General features: G+C 41.4%; 15 protein-coding genes and 1 pseudogene. 11 read left to right on the top strand and 5 right to left on the bottom strand.

Annotation, left to right across the window (positions count from 1 at the left end):
• Nucleotides 1–131 precede the first annotated feature (131 nt).
• Nucleotides 132–794 carry a GntR family transcriptional regulator gene (locus B9Y89_RS08330; protein ID WP_176222155.1) on the bottom strand — a complete coding sequence of 221 codons (663 nt, stop codon included), beginning with the start codon at nt 792–794 and terminating at the stop codon, nt 132–134.
• 141 nt (nt 795–935) lie between these two features.
• Between B9Y89_RS08330 and B9Y89_RS08325 the strand changes: the two genes are divergently transcribed.
• The 5 genes and pseudogenes from B9Y89_RS08325 (at nt 936) to B9Y89_RS08300 (ending at nt 6,996) form a co-directional block, all read left to right on the top strand.
• Complete coding sequence (locus tag B9Y89_RS08325; RefSeq protein ID WP_085522755.1) at nt 936–2,114, top strand: CaiB/BaiF CoA transferase family protein; 1,179 nt, start codon at nt 936–938, stop codon at nt 2,112–2,114.
• 18 nt (nt 2,115–2,132) lie between these two features.
• Nucleotides 2,133–2,993, top strand: coding sequence for an HpcH/HpaI aldolase/citrate lyase family protein (locus B9Y89_RS08320; RefSeq protein WP_085522754.1), 861 nt, complete (start codon nt 2,133–2,135; stop codon nt 2,991–2,993).
• A 10-nt stretch (nt 2,994–3,003) separates the two neighbouring features.
• Nucleotides 3,004–4,326, top strand: coding sequence for a 2-hydroxycarboxylate transporter family protein (locus tag B9Y89_RS08315; protein ID WP_139822759.1), 1,323 nt, complete (start codon nt 3,004–3,006; stop codon nt 4,324–4,326).
• Nucleotides 4,327–4,544: 218 nt separating this feature from the next.
• A complete protein-coding gene (gene guaC, locus B9Y89_RS08310; RefSeq protein WP_085522753.1) occupies nt 4,545–5,525 on the top strand; it encodes a GMP reductase in 981 nt (326 codons plus the stop codon).
• A 284-nt stretch (nt 5,526–5,809) separates the two neighbouring features.
• Nucleotides 5,810–6,996: pseudogene (locus B9Y89_RS08300) on the top strand (IS3 family transposase).
• Between the two features lie 520 nt (nt 6,997–7,516).
• On the opposite strand, the gene B9Y89_RS08295 reads toward B9Y89_RS08300, so the two are convergent.
• The 3 genes from B9Y89_RS08295 to B9Y89_RS08285 form a co-directional block, all read right to left on the bottom strand.
• Nucleotides 7,517–8,377 carry an STAS domain-containing protein gene (locus B9Y89_RS08295; RefSeq protein ID WP_085522809.1) on the bottom strand — a complete coding sequence of 287 codons (861 nt, stop codon included), beginning with the start codon at nt 8,375–8,377 and terminating at the stop codon, nt 7,517–7,519.
• 79 nt (nt 8,378–8,456) lie between these two features.
• Entirely contained in the window at nt 8,457–9,098 is a 642-nt protein-coding gene (locus B9Y89_RS08290) for a histidine kinase dimerization/phospho-acceptor domain-containing protein (protein ID WP_176222154.1), read from the bottom strand.
• A gap of 106 nt (nt 9,099–9,204) precedes the next feature.
• Nucleotides 9,205–10,056, bottom strand: a complete 852-nt coding sequence (locus B9Y89_RS08285) for a Cof-type HAD-IIB family hydrolase (RefSeq protein WP_254901216.1) — start codon at nt 10,054–10,056, stop codon at nt 9,205–9,207.
• A 719-nt stretch (nt 10,057–10,775) separates the two neighbouring features.
• Between B9Y89_RS08285 and B9Y89_RS08280 the strand changes: the two genes are divergently transcribed.
• Nucleotides 10,776–12,182: an alanine/glycine:cation symporter family protein gene (locus tag B9Y89_RS08280; RefSeq protein WP_085522751.1), complete on the top strand. Its 1,407-nt coding sequence runs from the start codon at nt 10,776–10,778 to the stop codon at nt 12,180–12,182.
• A gap of 467 nt (nt 12,183–12,649) precedes the next feature.
• Nucleotides 12,650–13,864 (top strand): Bcr/CflA family efflux MFS transporter, encoded by a 1,215-nt coding sequence (locus B9Y89_RS08275; RefSeq protein WP_085522807.1) that lies wholly within the window; start codon nt 12,650–12,652, stop codon nt 13,862–13,864.
• A 484-nt stretch (nt 13,865–14,348) separates the two neighbouring features.
• Here B9Y89_RS08275 and B9Y89_RS08265 read toward each other — a convergent pair whose 3' ends face one another.
• Nucleotides 14,349–15,164, bottom strand: coding sequence for a nuclease-related domain-containing protein (locus B9Y89_RS08265; RefSeq protein ID WP_085522749.1), 816 nt, complete (start codon nt 15,162–15,164; stop codon nt 14,349–14,351).
• 358 nt (nt 15,165–15,522) lie between these two features.
• Here B9Y89_RS08265 and B9Y89_RS08260 point away from each other — a divergent pair, with 358 nt between their 5' ends.
• From B9Y89_RS08260 to B9Y89_RS08245, 4 genes are all read left to right on the top strand, one after another.
• Nucleotides 15,523–16,233, top strand: a complete 711-nt coding sequence (locus B9Y89_RS08260) for an SDR family NAD(P)-dependent oxidoreductase (protein ID WP_085522748.1) — start codon at nt 15,523–15,525, stop codon at nt 16,231–16,233.
• A 756-nt stretch (nt 16,234–16,989) separates the two neighbouring features.
• Nucleotides 16,990–18,411 (top strand): amidase, encoded by a 1,422-nt coding sequence (locus B9Y89_RS08255; RefSeq protein ID WP_085522747.1) that lies wholly within the window; start codon nt 16,990–16,992, stop codon nt 18,409–18,411.
• Between the two features lie 15 nt (nt 18,412–18,426).
• Nucleotides 18,427–19,767, top strand: a complete 1,341-nt coding sequence (locus tag B9Y89_RS08250) for a short-chain fatty acid transporter (protein WP_085522746.1) — start codon at nt 18,427–18,429, stop codon at nt 19,765–19,767.
• A gap of 785 nt (nt 19,768–20,552) precedes the next feature.
• Complete coding sequence (locus B9Y89_RS08245; protein ID WP_085522745.1) at nt 20,553–21,140, top strand: hypothetical protein; 588 nt, start codon at nt 20,553–20,555, stop codon at nt 21,138–21,140.
• Nucleotides 21,141–21,155 lie beyond the last annotated feature (15 nt).

The following is a 21,155-nucleotide window of genomic DNA, read 5'->3' as shown; positions in this document are numbered from 1 at the left end:
CGGCCGAATGTTTAATATATTAGCATAAACACATCAAATTTGCCAAGTTTATATTAAACAATAAAAACGTTTAATATATTAAATAATTATTAAAGATCACCATCCGGCCTGCACTCAATATTGCTTTGAGGTTACTCATTGTTGTTTTCATTTAGATGAAAATGAGCCAAAAAATCACCTTTCGTTCGCTTCACATGATTTTGAGCCTGTTCGCGAGCACGATTTGTATCCTGATTTAAAATCGCCTGCAACATATGCTCATGCTCTATGACTGATGTTTCAACTTGAAAATTCACAAACTCAGGGAACTGGGGCTGTAGGCCATTCCATAAGTCTGAAAGGAGCGCATACAATCTCGCGCTTTTTGAAGCTTCCCATATCGTTTTGTGAAAAGCCTCATTGAGTGAAACATAATCATAGCCATTATTAGTTTCTTCTTCCGCTATCTTAACAATCTGTTCATGAATATTTTTCAAGTCAGCGAAAAATTCGGGATGCTCACATGCCTTCTCTGCTGCCATTCCCTCCAGAAAAGCGCGAATATTATAGTGATCTATAACATCCGCTTTCGTTAATCCAATCACAGTTACTCGCCGGGTATCATGAATTTGAATGATTCCCTCTCTATCCAATATTTGAAAAGCATCCCGGACCGGCATCCGTGAAACGCCAAGCAGATTTGCAATTTCCTCTTGTGTAATCTCCTGATTGGGCTGTAAATCACCATTGAAAATAGACATACGTAAGGAACTTAGAACCTGTTCTTTCGCTGATACTCGCTTAATTTTCTGCATCATTTGGCCCCCTTTATAGCCTTTATAATTATATTATAACTAATTTGACATTTGAAAAAATGATAAATATAATTAGGTTATTAAATTTTGGATACAAAATACATTATACTAAAATATCAATTAAAAGAGGGGGTATGAGGATTGTTACCTTTGGAAGGGATCAAAGTTGTTTCTTTGGAGCAAGCCGTAGCTGCACCATTTGCATCCAGACAACTGGCAGATCTAGGTGCAAGAGTCATAAAAATTGAACGGCCAAAAGTTGGCGATTTTGCAAGATATTATGACCAGACCGTTAATGGCATGTCCAGTCACTTTGTTTGGTTAAATCGCTCCAAAGAATCACTTACGCTGGATCTGAAAGCGGATTCAGGCAAAACCCTATTTACTGATTTGGTCAAAGATGCCGATGTCGTCATTCAAAACCTTGCCCCAGGTGCTATGAATCGCTTGGGCTTCAGCCATCAAGAACTTCATGACATCAATGACGCTCTAATCATCTGCAACATTTCTGGGTATGGCTCTTACGGATCCTACGTCAGTAAAAAAGCCTATGATTTACTGATTCAATGTGAGGCCGGCGTCTTATCCATAACCGGAACAGAGGACGCCCCCTCTAAAGCAGGCATCTCTGTCGCGGATATTGCCGCCGGAATGTATGCATACAGCGGGATTTTGAGCAGTATTATTAAACGCTCCCAAACAGGGAAAGGTGATGTCCTTGACATTTCCATGCTAGAAGCCCTCGGTGAATGGATGGGCTATCCAATGTACTATTCGATGTACGGTGATACGGAACCCAAACGTACCGGTGCACAGCATGCAACCATTTATCCCTACGGACCCTTCCCGACCCAAAGCGGAGAAACCGTCTTTTTCGCTATTCAAAATGAACGTGAATGGACGAATTTTTGTAAAAAGGTGCTGAACCAACCGGATCTTGCCACAGATGACCGCTACAATAGCAATTCCAAGCGAGTCGAAAATAAAGAGCCTTTGAAATTGATTATTGAGCAAGCCTTACAACAAAGAAATCTGGATGAAGTGATGCAAGACCTTGAAGACAACAAAATTGCTAATGCACAATTAAAAAACATGAACCAATTTGCGGATCATCAACAACTTAAAGAGCGAGAAAGATGGATGGACGTCGAGACACCCGTCGGCAATATCAAATCATTACTACCGCCGGCTATTCAAAACAAACAGGACATGAAGCTCTCACCCATTCCTGACATAGGACAACACACGCGTCAAATACTCGGTGAACTAAACCTAACAGAAGCAAAAATCGATCAATTAAAAGCGGAACACATCATTTAGAAAGGAGCCCGATGAGATGTGCTAAGTCGATCTCTCTTATTTGTGCCAGCTGATCAAGAAACGATGATATCCAAAGTCAATCAGCTGGAAGCAGATATTATTCTCTTGGATCTTGAAGATGCGGTAGCCATTGAGACAAAGCCCGCCGCCAGAGATCTATTGAAAAAACATATTCAGTATTGGCATCGTCCCGTTTTCATCAGAATTAACAGCATTGAAACAACTGATTTCTTAGACGACATGACGTTTATAAAAAGTCTAGGAAACTCAAACGCATTACAAGGCTTCATGCTGCCAAAGGCGTCCTCAAAAGAGGATATTGAAAAACTAGCTCAACATCTAGAGGATGCTGAACAGTACAATCAATTGGATAAGACATACCTTATTCTCCCTTTAATTGAAAGTGCTGCTGGGGTCAAAAAGGCACATGAGATAGCAGTAGCTAGTGAACGCATCACAAGACTTGCATTTGGTGGCGTGGATTTCACACATGACATTGGGGCACAAGATACCCCTCAAGAGCATGAATTACTGTACGCGCGTTCCGAAATTGTTATCTCTTCTCGCGTTGCCAATATTAAGAAACCGATTGACACAGTTTATACTCATTTAAAAGACTCAGAGGGATTCCGCCAGAGCAGCAGCTATGCTAAGTCGCTTGGATTCGGAGGAAAGCTTTTGATCCACCCTGCTCAGATCGAACCCGCAAATGACGTGTTTTCACCAACGGATGATGAAATCAGCTTCGCAAAAGAATTGGTAAAACACGCCGAAGCTCAAGCCGGAACCTTTCAACTGAACGGAAAGATGATTGATAGGCCTGTGATCGAAAAGGCTTATCAAGTATTAGAAGATGAAAAAGCAATTAACAACGGCTAGGAGGCGAAGTATGACACAGGAAGCAGAAAAGATGGACCAACAGGATATCGACGCAACACCTTCGGAATCAAAACCATTCTGGCAGCGAATCAAAATTTTTAATATACCGATGATCTGGTTTGCTGGCATCACAGTTTTATCGTTATTCGCTATGTACACAAATAATCTCCCTGCCGGAATGATCGGTGCCTTACTCATCATGATGGTATTGGGTGAACTGCTTGGATGGATCGGTGACCACACACCGATTATCAAGAGTTTTCTCGGCGGAGGAGCGATTCTTGCTATTTTTGGGGCCGCCTTCATGGTCTACTCCGGACTCATGCCTGAAAACACCGTTACACAGATTACCGACTTTATGAAATCAGGCGGATTTCTCAACTTTTACATTGCAGCCCTCATTACAGGTAGTATTTTAGGCATGAACTCGAAAATATTAAAACAGGCCGGCTCCAAGTTTGCGCTACCGCTGCTCGCAGGTGTATTGCTTTCTATATTTCTGACAGGAATGATTGGCTTATTGATAGGTTACGGATTCAAGGAAGCCATCCTCGTGATCGCCATGCCGATCATGGGCGGAGGTATGGGTGCTGGTGCTGTCCCCATGTCTCAAATATACTCTGGCATTTTAGGTAACGATCCTTCTTATTATATTTCAATATTGGTACCCGCTTTAGCTCTTGGGAATGTTTTCGCTATAATATTAGCAGGTATCCTGAACATGGTTGGGGCTAAATTTCCTAAACTGACTGGTAATGGGCAATTAATGACGGGATTCCACGTGGAGCAAAAAGCCATCACTTATAATATAAGCGAAATGGGAATTGGTGTCGTCGCGGCCTTATTATTCTATGTTATTGGCCAAATCCTCGGAAGCTTTATTCCGCTGCATCCCTATGCCCTAATGATTATTATGGTTGCCATTTTCAAGCTGGGCGGATGGCTTCCGGACATCGTAGAAAATGGCGCCAACCAATGGTATCAGTTCGTTGCTAAAAACTGGACGTTAGCATTGTTAATTGGCATTGGAGTGGCCTATACAGACTTAGGCTCTGTCCTAAATGCTCTGACATTAGAGTACATCCTTCTCGTTATCAGCGTCATACTCGGAGCAGCCATTGGAGCAGGTCTTCTTGGAAAACTCGTCGGTTTTTACCCTATTGAAGCTGCGATTACAGCCGGTTTATGCATGGCTAACATGGGTGGAACCGGTGATGTTGCCGTACTATCCGCTTCTAAACGTATGGAACTCATGCCTTTTGCCCAAATCTCTTCCCGACTTGGAGGTGCACTCATCCTCTTGATTGCCGGATTGATTGTGCCATTGTTATAGAAGCCACTACGAGGGAGCATCGTTCTCCCTCGTTTTTTTATACTTAAATAGCAGTGTATTCGGGATGCGACCAATCAACAATCCATACGAAAAGAGCCTTAAGCAAAAATCAATTGACAAAAAACTTTGACACACTGCTTGAAATATTGTAAATTTACTAATGTACGAACATTAAACATATACTTATTTAATAATATTCGTCTTTAAGGATGTTGATCATGGAAAATGTATTTGATTACGAAGATATCCAGTTGATTCCGGAAAAATGTATGGTAAATAGCCGATCTGAATGTGATACCTCAGTGACTTTGGGTGGACATACTTTTAAATTACCTGTAGTCCCTGCCAATATGCAGACGGTTATCGATGAAAACATCGCTATTTCCTTAGCAGAAAAGGGTTACTTCTATGTTATGCATCGGTTTGAACCCGAGAAGCGATTAGCTTTTGTTAAAGACATGCAATCACGCGATTTAATCACATCTATTAGTGTTGGGGTTAAAGATGCAGAGTTTCGATTCATACAACAGTTGTCAGATGAACGCCTCACACCAGAGTTCATTACGATTGATATCGCCCATGGTCATGCCAATGCCGTGATCGAGATGGTTCAACATATTAAGCAGCACTTGCCTCAAAGTTTTGTTATTGCAGGGAATGTAGGCACCCCCAAGGCCGTAAGAGAATTAGAACAGGCGGGTGCGGATGCGACAAAAGTGGGTATTGGACCTGGAAAAGTTTGCACCACTAAAATTAAAACAGGATTTGGAACAGGGGGTTGGCAATTAGCTGCATTACGTTGGTGTGCTGAGGCAGCCAGTCAACCGATTATTGCTGACGGAGGCATTCGCACTCATGGCGACATCGCTAAATCCATCCGATTTGGCGCATCAATGGTTATGGTCGGTTCTTTACTAGCTGGACATGAAGAATCTCCAGGAAAAACCATTGAGAAAGATGGTAAGCTCTATAAAGAATACTTTGGTTCGGCTTCTGAATATCAAAAAGGTGAAAAGAAAAATGTGGAGGGCAAGCGAATGGTTGTCGAGCACAAAGGTTCTTTAGATGATACTTTGCAAGAACTGGAGCAAGACCTTCAATCCTCAATTTCCTATGCGGGCGGCAATACGTTGGAAGACCTTCGTCATGTCGGCTATGTCGTCGTGAAAAATTCAATTTTTAATGGAGACAGCGTGTAACACCTTTGTCCCATAACAAGCGCGTTGTCCCATGGTTGTCACGCACTTTAACAAATGTGTCCCGCTTTTTCTTCATTCTGTCCCGCAAATCACTGAACTTGGAACGCGCTTGTCCCATAACAAGCGCGTTGTCCCATGGTTGTCACGCACTTTAACAAATGTGTCCCGCTTTTTCTTCATTCTGTCCCGTAAATCACTGAACTTTAGAGTTAGTCTAAAAAGTGGACACGCTACAGAGAGAATTTTTACAATGAAATTATCAATCGAATGGAGCGTGTCTAAAGATGGGAAAACATTATGATGACGAATTCAAGGAATATGTTGCCAAAATGGTTGTGGATGAAGGCAAAAAAGCGGCGGAAGTATCTAGAGAAATGGATCTCCCTTATAAAACGATGACGCGTTGGGTCCGTGATTATCGGAAGAAAAAACAGTTGAAAGCCGAGGAATTGGACTATATCACCCCTAGTGAGCACAAGAAACGGGAAAAGGAATTGCTGGATCAAATTAAGGAATTGAAAGAGGAGAACGAAATCGTAAAAAAGGCGGCGCACATCTTCATGAAAAACCAGAAATAATTTACGCTTTCATGAATGAACATCGCCACGAGTTTCGAGTCGTGAAGATGTGCCAAGTTCTAGAAGTCTCGAAAAGTGGCTTTTATAAATGGCTTAAAATGCGACCCCATCAAAGTGATTGTGAAAAAGAAAAGGAACGTTTGAAGGGTGTCATTTGTCGACTTTTCTATGAGTATCGTGAAACGTATGGAAGCCCACGAATCACCCATGAACTTCGAAAACAAGACATTCATGTTTCGGAGAAAACAGTGGGGAGATATATGAGAGAAAGGGGGCTCCGTGCGGTTCCAGAAAAACGTTTTGTGACAACAACAGACTCGAATCACAGTCATCCCATTTATCCAAATTTATTGAATCGTCATTTCAATCCAGAACAGCCTGACCGTGCATGGGTGACCGATATCACTTATGTGTGGACATTAGAAGGATGGTTATATTTAGCTAGTGTGATGGATTTATATTCGCGTAAAATCATTGGGTGGCATATTGATAAAAGCTTGTCCAAAGCGTTGGTTTTAAAGGCGCTTAACCGAGCCATCCGTTTGAGACATCCTTCAGACAAGCTCATTCATCATTCGGACCGTGGCAGTCAGTACGCATCCAAAGAATATATTGAGTGCCTAAATGCACACAATATTCAAATCAGTATGAGCCGGCGTGGCAACTGTTATGACAACGCATGCATTGAATCCTTTCATGCGACCATTAAGAAAGACCGTATTTATCGTCGTCAATATAGAAGTCGTGAAGAAGCCAAAAAAGACATCTGGGACTATATCATGAGCTTTTATAATGAGAGAAGAAGTCATTCAACGCTCGGCTATGTCTCACCCAATCAATATGAACGGGCTTATTGGGCATTGACGGAGCGAAAGCAGGACAAAACAGCCTAAATACAACCAGCAACTTTATTTGGAGTGGCGGGCGTGATAGCCTCGACGGCGAGCCAATCTTTTATAATAGCTGGCTCCTTGGCCTGGAACTCACGCCCGTAGAGGCTCCATGTCAAGTTGCGACTATAGGCCGTGTTCCCTTTGATTCAAATACCCCTTACTCGACTCATGAGCTTAATTATTGCGTGTTGATTCATTTCGGTTCTCGTTTAAAGGGAAGACCAATGCCTAACTTAACGTATGGATTAAAAGTTTTTTCGTGAAAGTTTGTCCACTTTATTGACAGAAGTCCAACTTGGAACGCGCTTGTCCCATAACAAGCGCGTTGTCCCATGGTTGTCACGCACTTTAACAAATGTGTCCCGCTTTTTCTTTATTCTGTCCCACAAATCATTGAGCTTGGAACGCGCTTGTCCCATAACAAGCGCGTTGTCCCATTCTATAGTAATAAAAAAACACCTCCCCAAGGCGTTTGCTTCTTGGGGAGATGTCTCTCATTGTAATTGCCTACGGCCGCCTATTACACCTCCATTGAAATATTAGCATCCACTTCTTGTTTATTAAGGACATCATTCAAAGCGATTTGAAGGGTTCCCTTGAATTCAGCTTGGTTGGAAAGGCCTTCTCCTGAATCAACCATGGATTTGACGATTTCTGCTCGTAATCCTGTTAGAACTGTTCGGCATCCCATCATAGCAATGCCTTCAATGATTTTCTGTAGACTATGGATAATCTCTTCATCCATAGGTGTCACACCTGAAAGGTCTATGATTAAGGTTTGAATATGCTGTTGCTCAATTTCATGGAGCACTTTATCCATAATGGTCGAAATCCTAAGATAATCGATCATACCAATGAGAGGTAGGATACAGATTTCTTTATTGATGGGAATAATGGGAACGGAAAGGTCTTCGACTAACTCCCGTTGCTTTTCAAGTAATTCATCCTTGTACTGTGAATAACTGATGAAAAAATTGGCAAAGAATTGATCCATCAATTCGTTAATCTTCTTTTCCGTTGCATAGAAGTCCTCTCTCTTAGGCTCAGAATGCATCAGCACATCATAATTATATAAGAAATCCCATAGCGTCCTTCGAATAGCCTGAACCCATTCCAACTTAAATGCGAGTGTTAATGAATGCTTGGCCCAGGCTACCCCTTCTTGCTTGGCAAAAGAAATTAATTCATGCTCCCGCTCATCTACAACAAATAAAACGAGTTTGTGCGCATTATCTAGGAGATTGATATTGCCTAATCTATGTATTTCGTCAATTTTATCTTTTACATTGGTGGCTTCATCTAGTAATCTTTCTTCAAAGTGGTCTCGATTCTGAGAAAAAAAATCTTTGATGGAATCATTCTCTTTGTAATGTAAGTCCAATTTTTTAACCCTCCGTTTTTGCCTTTGTTTCTGTTTAGGCACTTTGATTGTGAAAACTGTCCCTTGACCTTCTGTGCTGTTAACGCTCATTTTTCCGCCATGTTGGTAAATGACGGAAAAAAACTTGGGTCAGCCCCATACCTGTACCTTTGTCCTTGGTTGTAAAAAATGGCGTTCCAAGCAGTGACAGCTTATCTTTTGGAATGCCGACACCTGTATCTTCAATAGTTACAACAATGTCATCATTAATAGCAGCGTGTGTGATCGTTACGGTTCCTTGATTTTCAATCGATTCAACTGAATTTTTGATAAGATTAAAGAGCGCTTTTTTAAACTGATTCTTCTTCCCATATATGATGGTATCTGTATCGTCAAAATCTGTAATAAAATTAATATCGTACACTTTATCAGCGAATAGATTTAATATGGACTCTAACTCAACCGCCAGACTAAATGTCTGAAAATCTTCATCTTCTAGATCTGGTTTGGAGACCTGAAGCAGGTTATTCAACGTCGTAAGAGCATGATCTAATTCTGTTTGGGCAATACCAATGTATTCACTTTCTTCTTCTTTGTTGAGCAGCTGTAAAAACCCTTTAACCGCCGTTAATGGATTCTTTACTTCATGAGCAATGCCCGCCGCCATTTGACCAACTGATGCCAGTTGGCTTAAATGTGCGTCATCCCCTGACTCCCCACTCACTGTTTCATCAAATTTCACGTCTGGCATGCTCCTTTCAATATTTTTCAATTTTTAAATAAATTTCATGATACTAGAACACATTCTTTGTCCTCTATAGTCATCTTATCATTAATGTCTAAAAACACTATATGTAATGCTTAAGCGCATAAGCGACGCCATGATCCAGATAATCCTTGGTCACATGCGTACTGGCCGCTTTCACTGCTTCCTCTGCATTCCCCATCGCAATGCTTGTGCCCGCGACTTCAAACATTGATAAATCATTTAAATGATCGCCGATGGCTACTGTCTTTTCCATTGGTATATGGAATTTTTCTGCCATTTTTGCAACGGCATAGCCTTTGCTGACCCTTTCATGTGCAATTTCTAATTTTGTTATGCCCGAGGTCGTTAACGATATTTGCCGACGTCCACTTAAACGCTCTTGTAATTGATCTAATTTGTCGCGGTCAAACGACAAAATAAAGATTTTATATAGGTCTGCCTGGGCTGTATCCACACTCTGATAATTGTCCATATAGCTAATACCATGCTGCATATACTGGACTTCTATTTCTTCGTTAGCCCAGTCCTCTGAAATATCAGCACCTTTTTGTCTAGCTTCCTCAATGCCTTTATACAGACGGTCCCGGCCTTTTTCTAAGACGACAACTCCCTTATTAGTATAGAGCTCGTAATACCAGCCTTCTGACTCTAGCTTAGACAATAATTCTGAAGTCACGTCTTCGGGCATGATCAGCCGATTGATATTTTCTCCATCTTGATACGTCCAGGCACCGTTGCCCACCATCACCGGACAGTTAAGGTCGGCTTGTCGTAAAATGTCCTGGGTATCATGCAGAGACCGACCTGAACAGATCGCTACTGTATGTCCTTGCTGCTGGATCTCCCGAATCGCTTGTCTATTTTCCTCGCAAATCGAACGGTCTCGTTTGATCAGTGTCCCATCTAAATCAATCGCGATGAGCTTCATCATGGTGTCCCTCCCCGGAAATATTCTGCAGTTACGGAAATGGTCATCCGTTATTTAAGTATATGGGAATATACAGGCACACACAATCCCTCAGGAAGGGGGTCGAAGAAATAGACATCTAAAATTAAAAAGGCCAATCAGAAGGATCCTTCTGATTGGCCGACATGAGCTTTTCTACGTATTGTTTGAACGGAGAGTTCCTCAACAAGTGATGATCCCTTATTCCACGATTAATAACCCTTGAATTGAAACAAAATGATATAGGAAAACATCAGGGCTAATAGCTGAATGATAATGACTAGCGAAGTAACTCGTATGGCCAAACTGAGATGTTTAAAACTAATAGCAATACATATGATGATCCCCAGTGTTCCCCATAATGATAGAGTTGCAAAGCCCAAATATAGTTTTGTGGAAAAAAATAACACAATGAAATGAAACAGTAAAAATATCAAACCTATTCCGTAGTAACTCGCTAGAACCGCTTTTCTCAATACAGGCACCTCAAATAAAAGTTCTTTTCTAACACAGTTTAGTTCGACATTTAAGCTAACCTTTTTGGGTGCATAACAGCTTAATATTCAATAACACTATGACATTTCATTGAATGTTGAAAGACTATGGATGATTGAAAGATTTAGATTTTTATGTATAATTTAGAAATAACATAATTTTGTTTAAAAAAGAAATACAAACTATGATTTCTGAAAGGAGTCTATTTTTTGGACGATTTATGGCATTATATTGAAATAACTGTGGCCAATCTGTCAGGATTTTTATGGACCTACCTTTTGTCTTTCATTCTCATTATTGGGGGTATATTTCTTACCATTCGGTTGAAGTTTTTCCAATTTCGTTTCTTCGGTCATGTCCTTCATCAGACCATTGGACAAACCTTTAAGAAAAATAAACATTCCGGGACCATTACCCCTTTTCAAGCTTTCACGTCAGCTTTAGCCTCTACAGCAGGTGCAACTAACATTGTCGGTGTGCCTGTAGCCATTGCATTAGGTGGACCCGGTGCGTTGTTTTGGATGTGGATTGTTGCTTTACTCGGGATGGCAACAAAGTATTCAGAAATCCTGCTCGCAATTAAGTACCGGGAAAAGAATGCAGACAACGTATGGGTCGGGGGACCCCAATATTATATTAAAAAGGCGCTAGGATGGAAATGGGTCGCTTCCGCCTTTGCCTTTCTACTCATGCTTGAATTAATTCCAAGTGTTATGGTGCAATCCAATTCAATTGCCACACAAACAGAAGATGCTTTCGGCTGGCCAGCTTATTTAACAGGTGCTGCCATGTGCGTCTTAATTGCCCTTGTTGTTTTCGGTGGTATTAAGCGAATTGCTAAAGTAACAGATAAAATTGTGCCAGGTATGGTCTTGATTTATGTCGGTGTGGCCTTAGTTATCATTTTAGCTCATATAGGTGAAATCCCTGGTGTTTTCGGATTGATTATTACCCATGCGTTCACACCTATTTCAGCCGTTGGTGGATTTGCCGGTGCCGGAATAGCTGAAGCGCTTCGCTGGGGTGTCGCTCGCGGGTTATATTCTAATGAGGCCGGGATCGGTACAGCGCCGATCGCCCACGCCGCAGCCCAAACGGATCATCCTTCGAAACAGGCCATGTGGGGCATCTTTAGTGTATTTATTGATACCATCGTGATTTGTACCATTTCAGGATTGGTCGTCTTAGTGACGGGCGCCTGGCAAGAAGTCAGTGCGGAACACGCATCGAATATGATCAATGTCGCTTTTTCAAGTCAATTAGGCGATGTGTTCGGCGGCGCTTTTGTGTCCATATTTCTATTATTTTTCATCATAACGACAGTTGGTATTATTATTTTCTACGGGGAAAAACAGGCTGAGTACTTGTATGGCTTGAAGACAGCTAAAGTCATGAGAGTCATCTATATTTTAGCGGTATTGATCGGAGCTCTCGGAGGACTCCAGTTTATCTGGCAGTTCCTTGATATCACCCTGGGTCTTGTCGTCATAGCCAACATTATCCCCATGCTCTTCTTACATCAAGACATTGCCGACATTAACGATGACTATATGAACAGAGTATATAAGGAAAAGACAAAAGAGAAAAAGGTAAAATTATTTGTAGAAGATGATTAATAACCAAAGGAAGAGAATGATCAAAAGTATATGAGTCACAGAATCATCCGAACTTTTTTAATCAGTTCGGATGATTTGTTTAAAATAGTAACGCCCGTCATCACTTCGTCAAAATCCTTTGCTTGCCTCGGGCACGGCCTCAACTAACTTGCCAAGTGGATCTTCGGCTCGTGCTCCTACATCTTCAAGCCTATTCAGAGAAGCAAGATGCTTCGTCGCAGTCCAAAGAAGCTTATTCTAAGGCGTTCGTGCTGTTCCCCGAAGACGTCTACGTATTTTGATGACGCTTAGAACTTGCTTTAATATCTTATGTTCGGCTTTTGAGTATCTTGTTTTAGATTTGTCCCAGCTTCTTCCTTGAGGTCGGCACCCCACGATTAGCACTTACCAAATGATATAGAATCATTTAAAATAAAGAGTCAGACATGAGTCTTTTATTTATCAAAAAGGAAGGTATGACAATATGTATGCATAATCCAACTGGAAAAGAGCGCTTGGGATTAGCTTTGCTTCTAGGTATGCTTGGGATATTAGGCCCGCTCAACATTGATATGTACTTACCGAGCTTTCCCGGCATTGCTAGCGAACTAGACGTTAGCGCGTCTCTTGTTCAGCTCAGTTTAACAACGTGTTTGGTCGGCCTTGCAATCGGTCAAATCGTTATTGGTCCGATCAGTGATGCCCAGGGGAGAAGGAAACCTTTAATGATATCCATCTTCTTATTTTCGCTATCATCCCTCCTCTGTGCGCTCGCCCCAAATATTATGACACTAGTGGTCGCCCGATTTTTACAAGGTTTCACGGCTTCATCCGGGGTCGTTCTTTCGCGTGCAGTTGTTCGAGATGTGTTCAGCGGTCGAGCGCTCACAAAATTCTTTGCGCTTTTGATGGTCATTAATGCAGTGGCTCCTATGATTGCACCGATATCAGGTGGAGCTATCTTACTTTTGCCGTCTTCAAGCTGGCACTCGATTTTCTACTTTTTATGTCTCCTTGGCCTTATCATTGTTCTGATTATTGCTTTACGGTTAGAAGAGACATTACCACTAGAGAAGCGCACACCAAGTTCTTTAGGGCATTCTATTCGAACGATAGGGAGTTTGCTGAAAGATCGTTCTTTTATTGGTTACGCATTAACCGTGGGATTGATTCATGGAGGCAGCTTTGCTTATGTATCAGGAACGCCTTTTGTGTATCAGGAAATCTATGGTGTGTCACCGCAAGTCTTCAGTATCCTATTTGGCATGAATGGGCTGGCCATTATTTCGGGGAGTTTTATCATCGGGCGCTTAGGTGAATTCATTCATGAAAGAAGTTTGCTTCGAGCGGCGGTTATAATTGCTGTAAGTGCGACATCCATACTTCTAGTCATGACAATCATTAAAGGGCCACTAGCTACTCTAGTGATTTCGATATTTATTTACATGACCACGATTGGCATGGTTCTGACTAGCACTTTTACATTAGCCATGGAACATCAAGGCCATCGAGCCGGAAGTGCAAGTGCCCTTATAGGCATGCTGCCGTTATTATTCGGATCTCTGGTCTCTCCTCTTGTAGGAATCAATGAGTCGACCGCCGTTCCAATGGGAGCGATATTATTTGTAACCTCTTGTGCCGGGGCTATCATCTTCTTCAAATTAACAAAACAGAACCAGCAAAAAAAAGCAGTCATGAAATAACAGAAAAGAGGAATCCATCCTACACCTAACCAACATGGGGATGGATTCCTCTTTTATCCATTTGGTTCTGCTAAACATGACTGTTGATTTCCGCTCCAGGCGTTCGCCTTCCTCTCCAATCAGCGAAATGCAAAAAAACAACAATGACCTTTAACATAGCCATCCATTTAAATAACCATAATGAATATGACCATGAAAAACACGGAGGCCATTATGGAGATAAGCAATTTTATTTTTTCACTCCTTAGATATAAGTGGATCGCTTCAACAACACTTGATAGGCTCAAACAGGTTATTAAAATCAAAAACCAAAGTTGGGTTGTATAGGCACTATGACCCGATTTATCAGAATAAATTGTGACTGCAAGGATGATGACTATAAAAACGATATCAATGGTTATCAAGGTTCTTTTCTTCTTAAAAATGGCTTTCAATTGAATCACCCCACACATTAGATCACGACCAGCACCTATCCCAAAAAACTTTACGCCCTTTTCTGATGTTCAAAACAATAGATCTTTCCCTTGAATGACTTATTGGATAGACAATACTGCTTCACTTTCTGGGAAACAGGTTTGTCGCAAATAGCGCACTTCGGTTGGTTATTCTGATCCTTCGACGTCGTAATAGCTCGATTGTGTTCCTCTCGCACTTTTGGATCAGTTATGTTCTCAGCGTTGATCGTATTGTAAATGTTTTGTATATCTACCTGTGAAAGCATGGGCTCTTTCACCTGCAATTGTTTCCTTAAGACTTTCCGGTTGATGGTTTCAGATAAATAAAGGTCATAAATAACCATTTCATCAGAAGATATCTCTCGCATATCATTATCAATTTTCAACTTACAGCGTTTTGTAAATGATATAAGCGAAATGAACTGTGAGTCAAACTTCTTGTCAACATATTGTTTCAACGCTTTGATATGGCCATCATTTTGCATGACAGGATTCAGCATTTTAAATTTGCCATTGATGAGCCATGTCTTTCTATGCTTCCCGCCATAAATGGTACCCTGATAGTTTTTCGTTTCGATCACAAAGATGCCATACGGTGAAAGCACAATATGGTCAATTTGTGAATAGCCGGACACTGATCTGGGGTTATTAATCATAATATCATTTAAGCATCTATATTCTTTCGGGAGCTGCGAGAGCTGGATATCAATTTTATATTCGCCGATGTCCCCTTTTCTAGCTGCGATCTTTTCACTACTTCTAGTTTGTTTCTGTTGGTTCGCTTTAGGCTGAGCTTTTGGCTTCTTAACGGGTGCTTTCTTTTTAAATAGTTCTAATAACTTCATCCTAAATGCCCCTTTGTCTCATTTAACCTTAATATCGGCTATAAGCATGGTAGAATGAAATGATCAGAAACCAAAAGTGACACATTCTCCCTTAAAACTTCCTAACAAAGGCGGTGCTTGTTTTGTTGAGGGACTTCCAAACATACTGTACAAATATATGACACCAAATGCTTTCAACAAAAAATTCAAATCTTGGCATTAAGTGAGGTTTAGGGTGTATCCTATTAAAAATGGCTCTGTTAAACGTGACTGTTGATTTCCGCTCCAGGCGTTCGCCCCCCTTTCCAATCAACGAAGGGCAAAAAACAACAATGACCTTTAACATAGCCTTAAAAATAAAAATTTGGAGGCATTCGTAATGACAAAATACGCTTTTGTAACTGGTGCAAATAAAGGCATTGGGTATGAAATCGTCCATCAATTAGCTGACGAGGATTACCACGTATTCCTTGGAGCTCGTAATGAGGACCTTGGACAAAAAGCTGTTCAATCTTTGGGTTATGCAAATGTCTCATTTATACCCGTTGATATTTCTGACACTCAGTCCATTCATAATTCTGTGGAAAAAATACTCGAAGTGACGGATCACATTGATTTGCTCATTAATAACGCAGGGATCTCACTCGATCACAGTACTTTACCAAGTGAACTTAAATTAGAAACATTGCGCCAAGCGTTTGATGTGAACTTCTTTGGCACCTTTCAAATGATACAAGCCTTTCTACCATTAATGAAGAAGGCTCAGAGTGGCAGAATAGTTAATGTCACAACTGATATGGCTTCACAGACCAAGTTCGATAACGGGGAAACGGCTCCCATTAATGCTTTAGGTTATAACTCATCGAAAACAGCTGTGAATGCTCTAACATTAGCCTTTGGAAAAGAGTTTGGTAACGACGGCCCTGAAATGATTGGTGTAACACCAGGATTCACAACAACGGATCTGAATGGAAACGCACCAGGCGGCCGTACGCCAGCTGAAAGCGCACAGATTATTACTCAATATGCACTTAGTGACACCACTCATAATGGTAAACTCTATGATGAAAACGGGATGATGCCTTGGTAATAACAGAAAAAGTATAACCCATTCTACACCTAACCAGTAAGGGAATGGGTTATTTTTTTCATTCATCCTTATGTCCTTTACAGTAATTCTTTAGAATGTCTACCGTCTAAGTATTTTCCTAATAACAAAAAAAGCTACCTAATCCTAAGTGGCAGCTCAACAATTATTTATAAATAACTTCATTTTTCACCCGGAAAAAGCACAGCCAGAATAACGGCATCATTCCATTCCAGGATTTATATGATGTCCAAACTATATTCTTAAAAGATGAAATTAGTTGACGTTATTATTATCACCGCTGATCACAATAGCTCCCCCTTTTACCCTGCCAAAGCTGGGAGTCCAAAAAACCAAATAAAAACAGATGCAGCCACAATGAGTGCAATTATGCTTACAATAGCAAACCATTTAGAGTAGATGACTGTGTTGAACCTTTTCATTGACTCACCCTTTTGATTGAAGTTTATCTCGTCTCCATAACAACCATAAATTTTTCTGGTATTGGCACCCATGTACCTGGTCTGAGCCGATTGCTGATTGGATCTTAAATTCGCTAAATTATAATGTTTGTTAATTATTTCTAGTATCTAAGAATGTTCCTTTATTTTAATACCCTCTATTATTTTTTAATAATTCCAAATGATATTCAAATGATTCTCCGCATAATATATAAACAAGCCAACATATCGTCGACAATCGACTTCATCTGAACCCACTTGAGAACGTTGACAAATCCAAATATAAGGGGCTGGTCATATGGATATTTGTTTCATGACTGCGCGCGATATCGCAAGCGCCATCAAACAAAAGAAGGTATCCGCTCGTGAAGTGATGGAAGCTCATCTAGATCAAATAAAGCAAATGAATCCATACGTGAATGCAATTGTGTCACCCGTTGAAGATCAGGCCGTACAAGCTGCGATTGCTGCAGATGAGCAGCTTGCCGCTGGAATTGATGTTGGGCCATTGCATGGTCTGCCCATGGCACACAAAGATACCCACGCAACGGCTGGTATCCCAACAACTTATGGATCACCTGTCTTTCGTGATCATATCCCTGAGCAAAACGACCTCATCATTGAAAGGTTAAAAGGCGCAGGTGCGATTACGGTCGGGAAGACAAACGTCCCTGAATTTGCAGCAGGTGCCCATACTTATAATAGCGTATTTGGTACAACAAAAAATCCTTATGACTTAACCAAGACTGCAGGCGGCAGCAGTGGCGGTGCAGCTGTTGCTGTAGCGTGTGGAATGACGCCTTTAGCCGATGGCAGTGACATGGGGGGTTCTTGCCGATTCCCAGCCGCTTTCAACAACGTTGTTGGGTTAAGGACATCACCAGGACGTGTTCCGTCATACCCGAAGAAGGCGCCACTTTCTCCATTGGCTGTTCAAGGACCGCTCGCGCGTAACGTTGCCGATGCCGCCTTTATGATGTCAGTGATCGCCGGACCAGATACGCGCTCACCAATATCTATTGAAGAACCCGGAACGCAATTTCGTGAGACGCTCGATCGTGATCTGACAGGGCTTCGTGTCGCATGGTCCACTGACCTTGGAGGGGCTTTTCCCGTTGATCCAGCCGTCAGAGAAAATATCGAACAGCAAGTCAAAATTTTTGAAGACCTTGGCTGTATTGTTGAAGAGGCCTGTCCGGATTTGGCTGATGCGGACCATGTTTTTCATGTATTACGAGCATGGGAAATGGCCATGTCTTACTCGGAATTACTTGATCAACACCGTGAATTATTCAAGTCAGATTTGATTTGGAATATTGAGAAGGGGCAACAGTTGAGTCGTCGTGACATCGATCAAGCCATACAACACCATCAGCAGCTTTACCACAACATGCGGGCATTTTTTGAACGATACGATGTGCTGCTGCTTCCCGTTAGCCAAGTACCCCCATTTGACGCCAACTTAGACTACCCGAAGACCATTACAGGTGAGTCTATGGAGAACTACATTGATTGGATGCGGTCATGCTATTATATTTCAGCAACAGGTCATCCAGCCCTGTCTGTTCCGAGCGGCCTCACATCTGATGGGTTACCGCTTGGACTACAAATTGTCGGTCGTCACCGCGCTGATTTTGAAGTGCTACAAATCGGTCATGCCTTTGAAAAAGCAACTGGTTACGGGAAACAACGGCCACCACTTTTAACAACCTTTAATTAAGGGGGAAGATCAAACATGTTTAAATCCACGACATTGTTTTTTAACCGGATTGTCCAACGCTATTTGCCTGATGCTTTTCTTTTCGCGATTATATTGACCTTGATTGTCTATGTGATGGGTGTTGGTTTGACCGATAGTTCCCCAATCGATATGGTCCATTATTGGGGAGATGGATTTTGGGACCTGTTATCTTTTGCGATGCAAATGGCACTCATTGTTGTAACCGGATACATTTTAGCTAACAGTCCAATATTTGAATCCTTATTATCCAAGCTGGCCCGATTTGCTAAGACACCGGGGCAAGCGATCATGCTTGTCACGTTTGTCGCTGCGATTGCTTGTTTTATCAACTATGGATTCGGGCTAGTTATTGGCGCCTTATTTGCTAGACATGTCGTCCGCGTGGTACCCAAAGTTGATTATCGTCTATTAGTTGCTAGTGCCTATAGTGGATACTTGCTCTGGCATGGCGGACTGTCAGGGTCCGTTCCGTTAACTATTGCAACTGATGGACATTTCCTAGAAGATACGATCGGTATCATTCCGGTCAGTGAAACATTATTTACGAGCTTTAATTTATTTATCATTATTGCTTTGCTCATCACACTACCTTTGCTCAATCGTCTCTTGTTGAAAGCGACCGAGGGTCAAGGACCATTAGATCCACCATCAGCGAACGATCAAATGGCTGCAACTGTAGAACCAGCACCAGAGCCGTCATCTGATGATAAACCAACACCTGCAGATCGCTTAGAAAATAGCACGATCATCTCAATGTTGATCGGTCTTTTAGGTTTGGCCTTCATTGTCTATCACTTTGCGCAAAAGGGTTTTGATTTAAACATTAATATTGTCAATTTTATCTTCCTATTCCTCGGCATTATTTGTCACAAAACACCGAGACGTTTTTTAAATTGTGTCTCGGATGCCGTCAAAAATGCTGGAGGTATCATTGTCCAATTTCCATTCTATGCGGGCATTATGGGGATGATGGTCGCTTCAGGTTTGTCCGAACAAATGTCATTATGGTTTGTCAGTATTTCAAATGAGTTTACATTTCCGTTATTTACTTTTTTGAGTGCAGGGATTGTTAATTTTTTCGTGCCATCTGGTGGCGGTCAGTGGGCCATCCAAGGGCCGATTATGGTGCCGGCCGGGCTAGAACTTGGGGTTGATACAGCTAAGACAGCGATGTCTGTCGCTTGGGGAGATGCCTGGACAAATATGATTCAACCGTTCTGGACATTACCATTGTTGGCCATTGCGGGATTAAAAGTCAAAGATATTATGGGATTTTGTGTCATGGCCCTTTTGTGGGGATTCATTCCGATCACGATTGGTTTATTGCTTTTTTAAAAAGACAAAGGGTGCTTGATTCGACCTTATTAGGTTTAATATTTTTTAATCTAGTGGTCTTTGTAACAAGCTCACTATAATAATATCCTTTTTATTTTGTGAGTCAATGTCATCATTCAAGACTAAAGCAGAAAACCCAAACATTTGTCAGTGTGCTTGGCCTGTTGATGTCCACTTTAGGCGGACGCTTTCCGCGGGCATGGCTTGAGCCTCATGCCCTCAGGATGTGGGTAGGATCAGCGTTGTCACAGGACGTGACGTTTTTAGCTGAACCTCCTTACATGAGCTGATCATCCTTGATTGCATTGCGGGGTCTCAAGACTCATGCTATTCCCGCAGGAGTCGCCGCCTGCCGTTCCAATCAACGATGTTAATGCGCTGAATTGACAAACATTAATACATTAGACCGTTCGAATGTTCGGATCAATGATGAATATAAGCATTTATGAAATTGACTCTTGTGTATAAAAAATTCGAGGAGAATGACTTCCTTCTCCTCAGGTTTCTCCCACCTAATTAATATCGGCTAAAAACATAGCATGATGAAATAATGGAGAGAAAAACAGCTATAAAAAAAGTCTTAGAAATGTGTGAGAACCTGTCGTACCAAACATTAGACCTAATTGTAATTTGGTGCTTATGACATATACAAATTCTGTAACATAGTATGATATGCTCTAAAAAGTAGCGTTACTAACAAAATCGGTTAAAGGAGGAAAAAATGGGCAAGTAAGAACATCCTAGAATCAACATAAAAAAATAAATTGGAATCGGGGAGTTTTTTTATGTTCAAAAAGGAAACTTGGATGTTGTTAACCTTTTCTATGGCTTTAGTTGTGGGTATTATGGTCATGCCATCAAAGTCATTCGCAGCTGCAAAGAATGTTACCGAAAATAATATGCCCTCAACCACATTTTCAACTCAGTTGGATCAAGGCGTTTTAGTTGGAGAGCATCAGGCGAAAATTAAGTATGCGCCATCATCTACAACTGTGAATGTCAATTCCGAAAACGTCAAAGCAGTTAATACTCTCCTTGCTGAAAAGGGCAAAACTAAACTGCCTCAGAACACAACATCTATTAAGTTTAATAAAAACGGAACTTCCATGGTAACGACTGCTGATGGCAAAAGAATTGCCATTCAAAAAGGCTTTTGGGGTAGTGCTTGGAAAGTAACTAAATGTGCTGCTTTTATCACCATGGCCGTTGTCCCTGTCTTTAAAGCTTATAAAGCAGTTAAAGCACTAGGAGGCGTTACCCAAACAGCCAAATTACTTGTTGGTGCAGGAAATGCAAGCGACTTTATGGAAATTGCGGGGGGAGCTGCTGCTGAGATTCTAGGTATAAGCGGTATCAGAAGAAATTGCTTCTAGAACATGACCAAATGA

It is taken from the genome of Tuberibacillus sp. Marseille-P3662 (assembly GCF_900178005.1).
GTDB lineage: Bacteria > Bacillota > Bacilli > Bacillales > Sporolactobacillaceae > Marseille-P3662.
The sequence above is the reverse complement of the archived record's forward strand: the minus strand, read 5'-3'. Positions and strand labels throughout refer to the sequence as shown.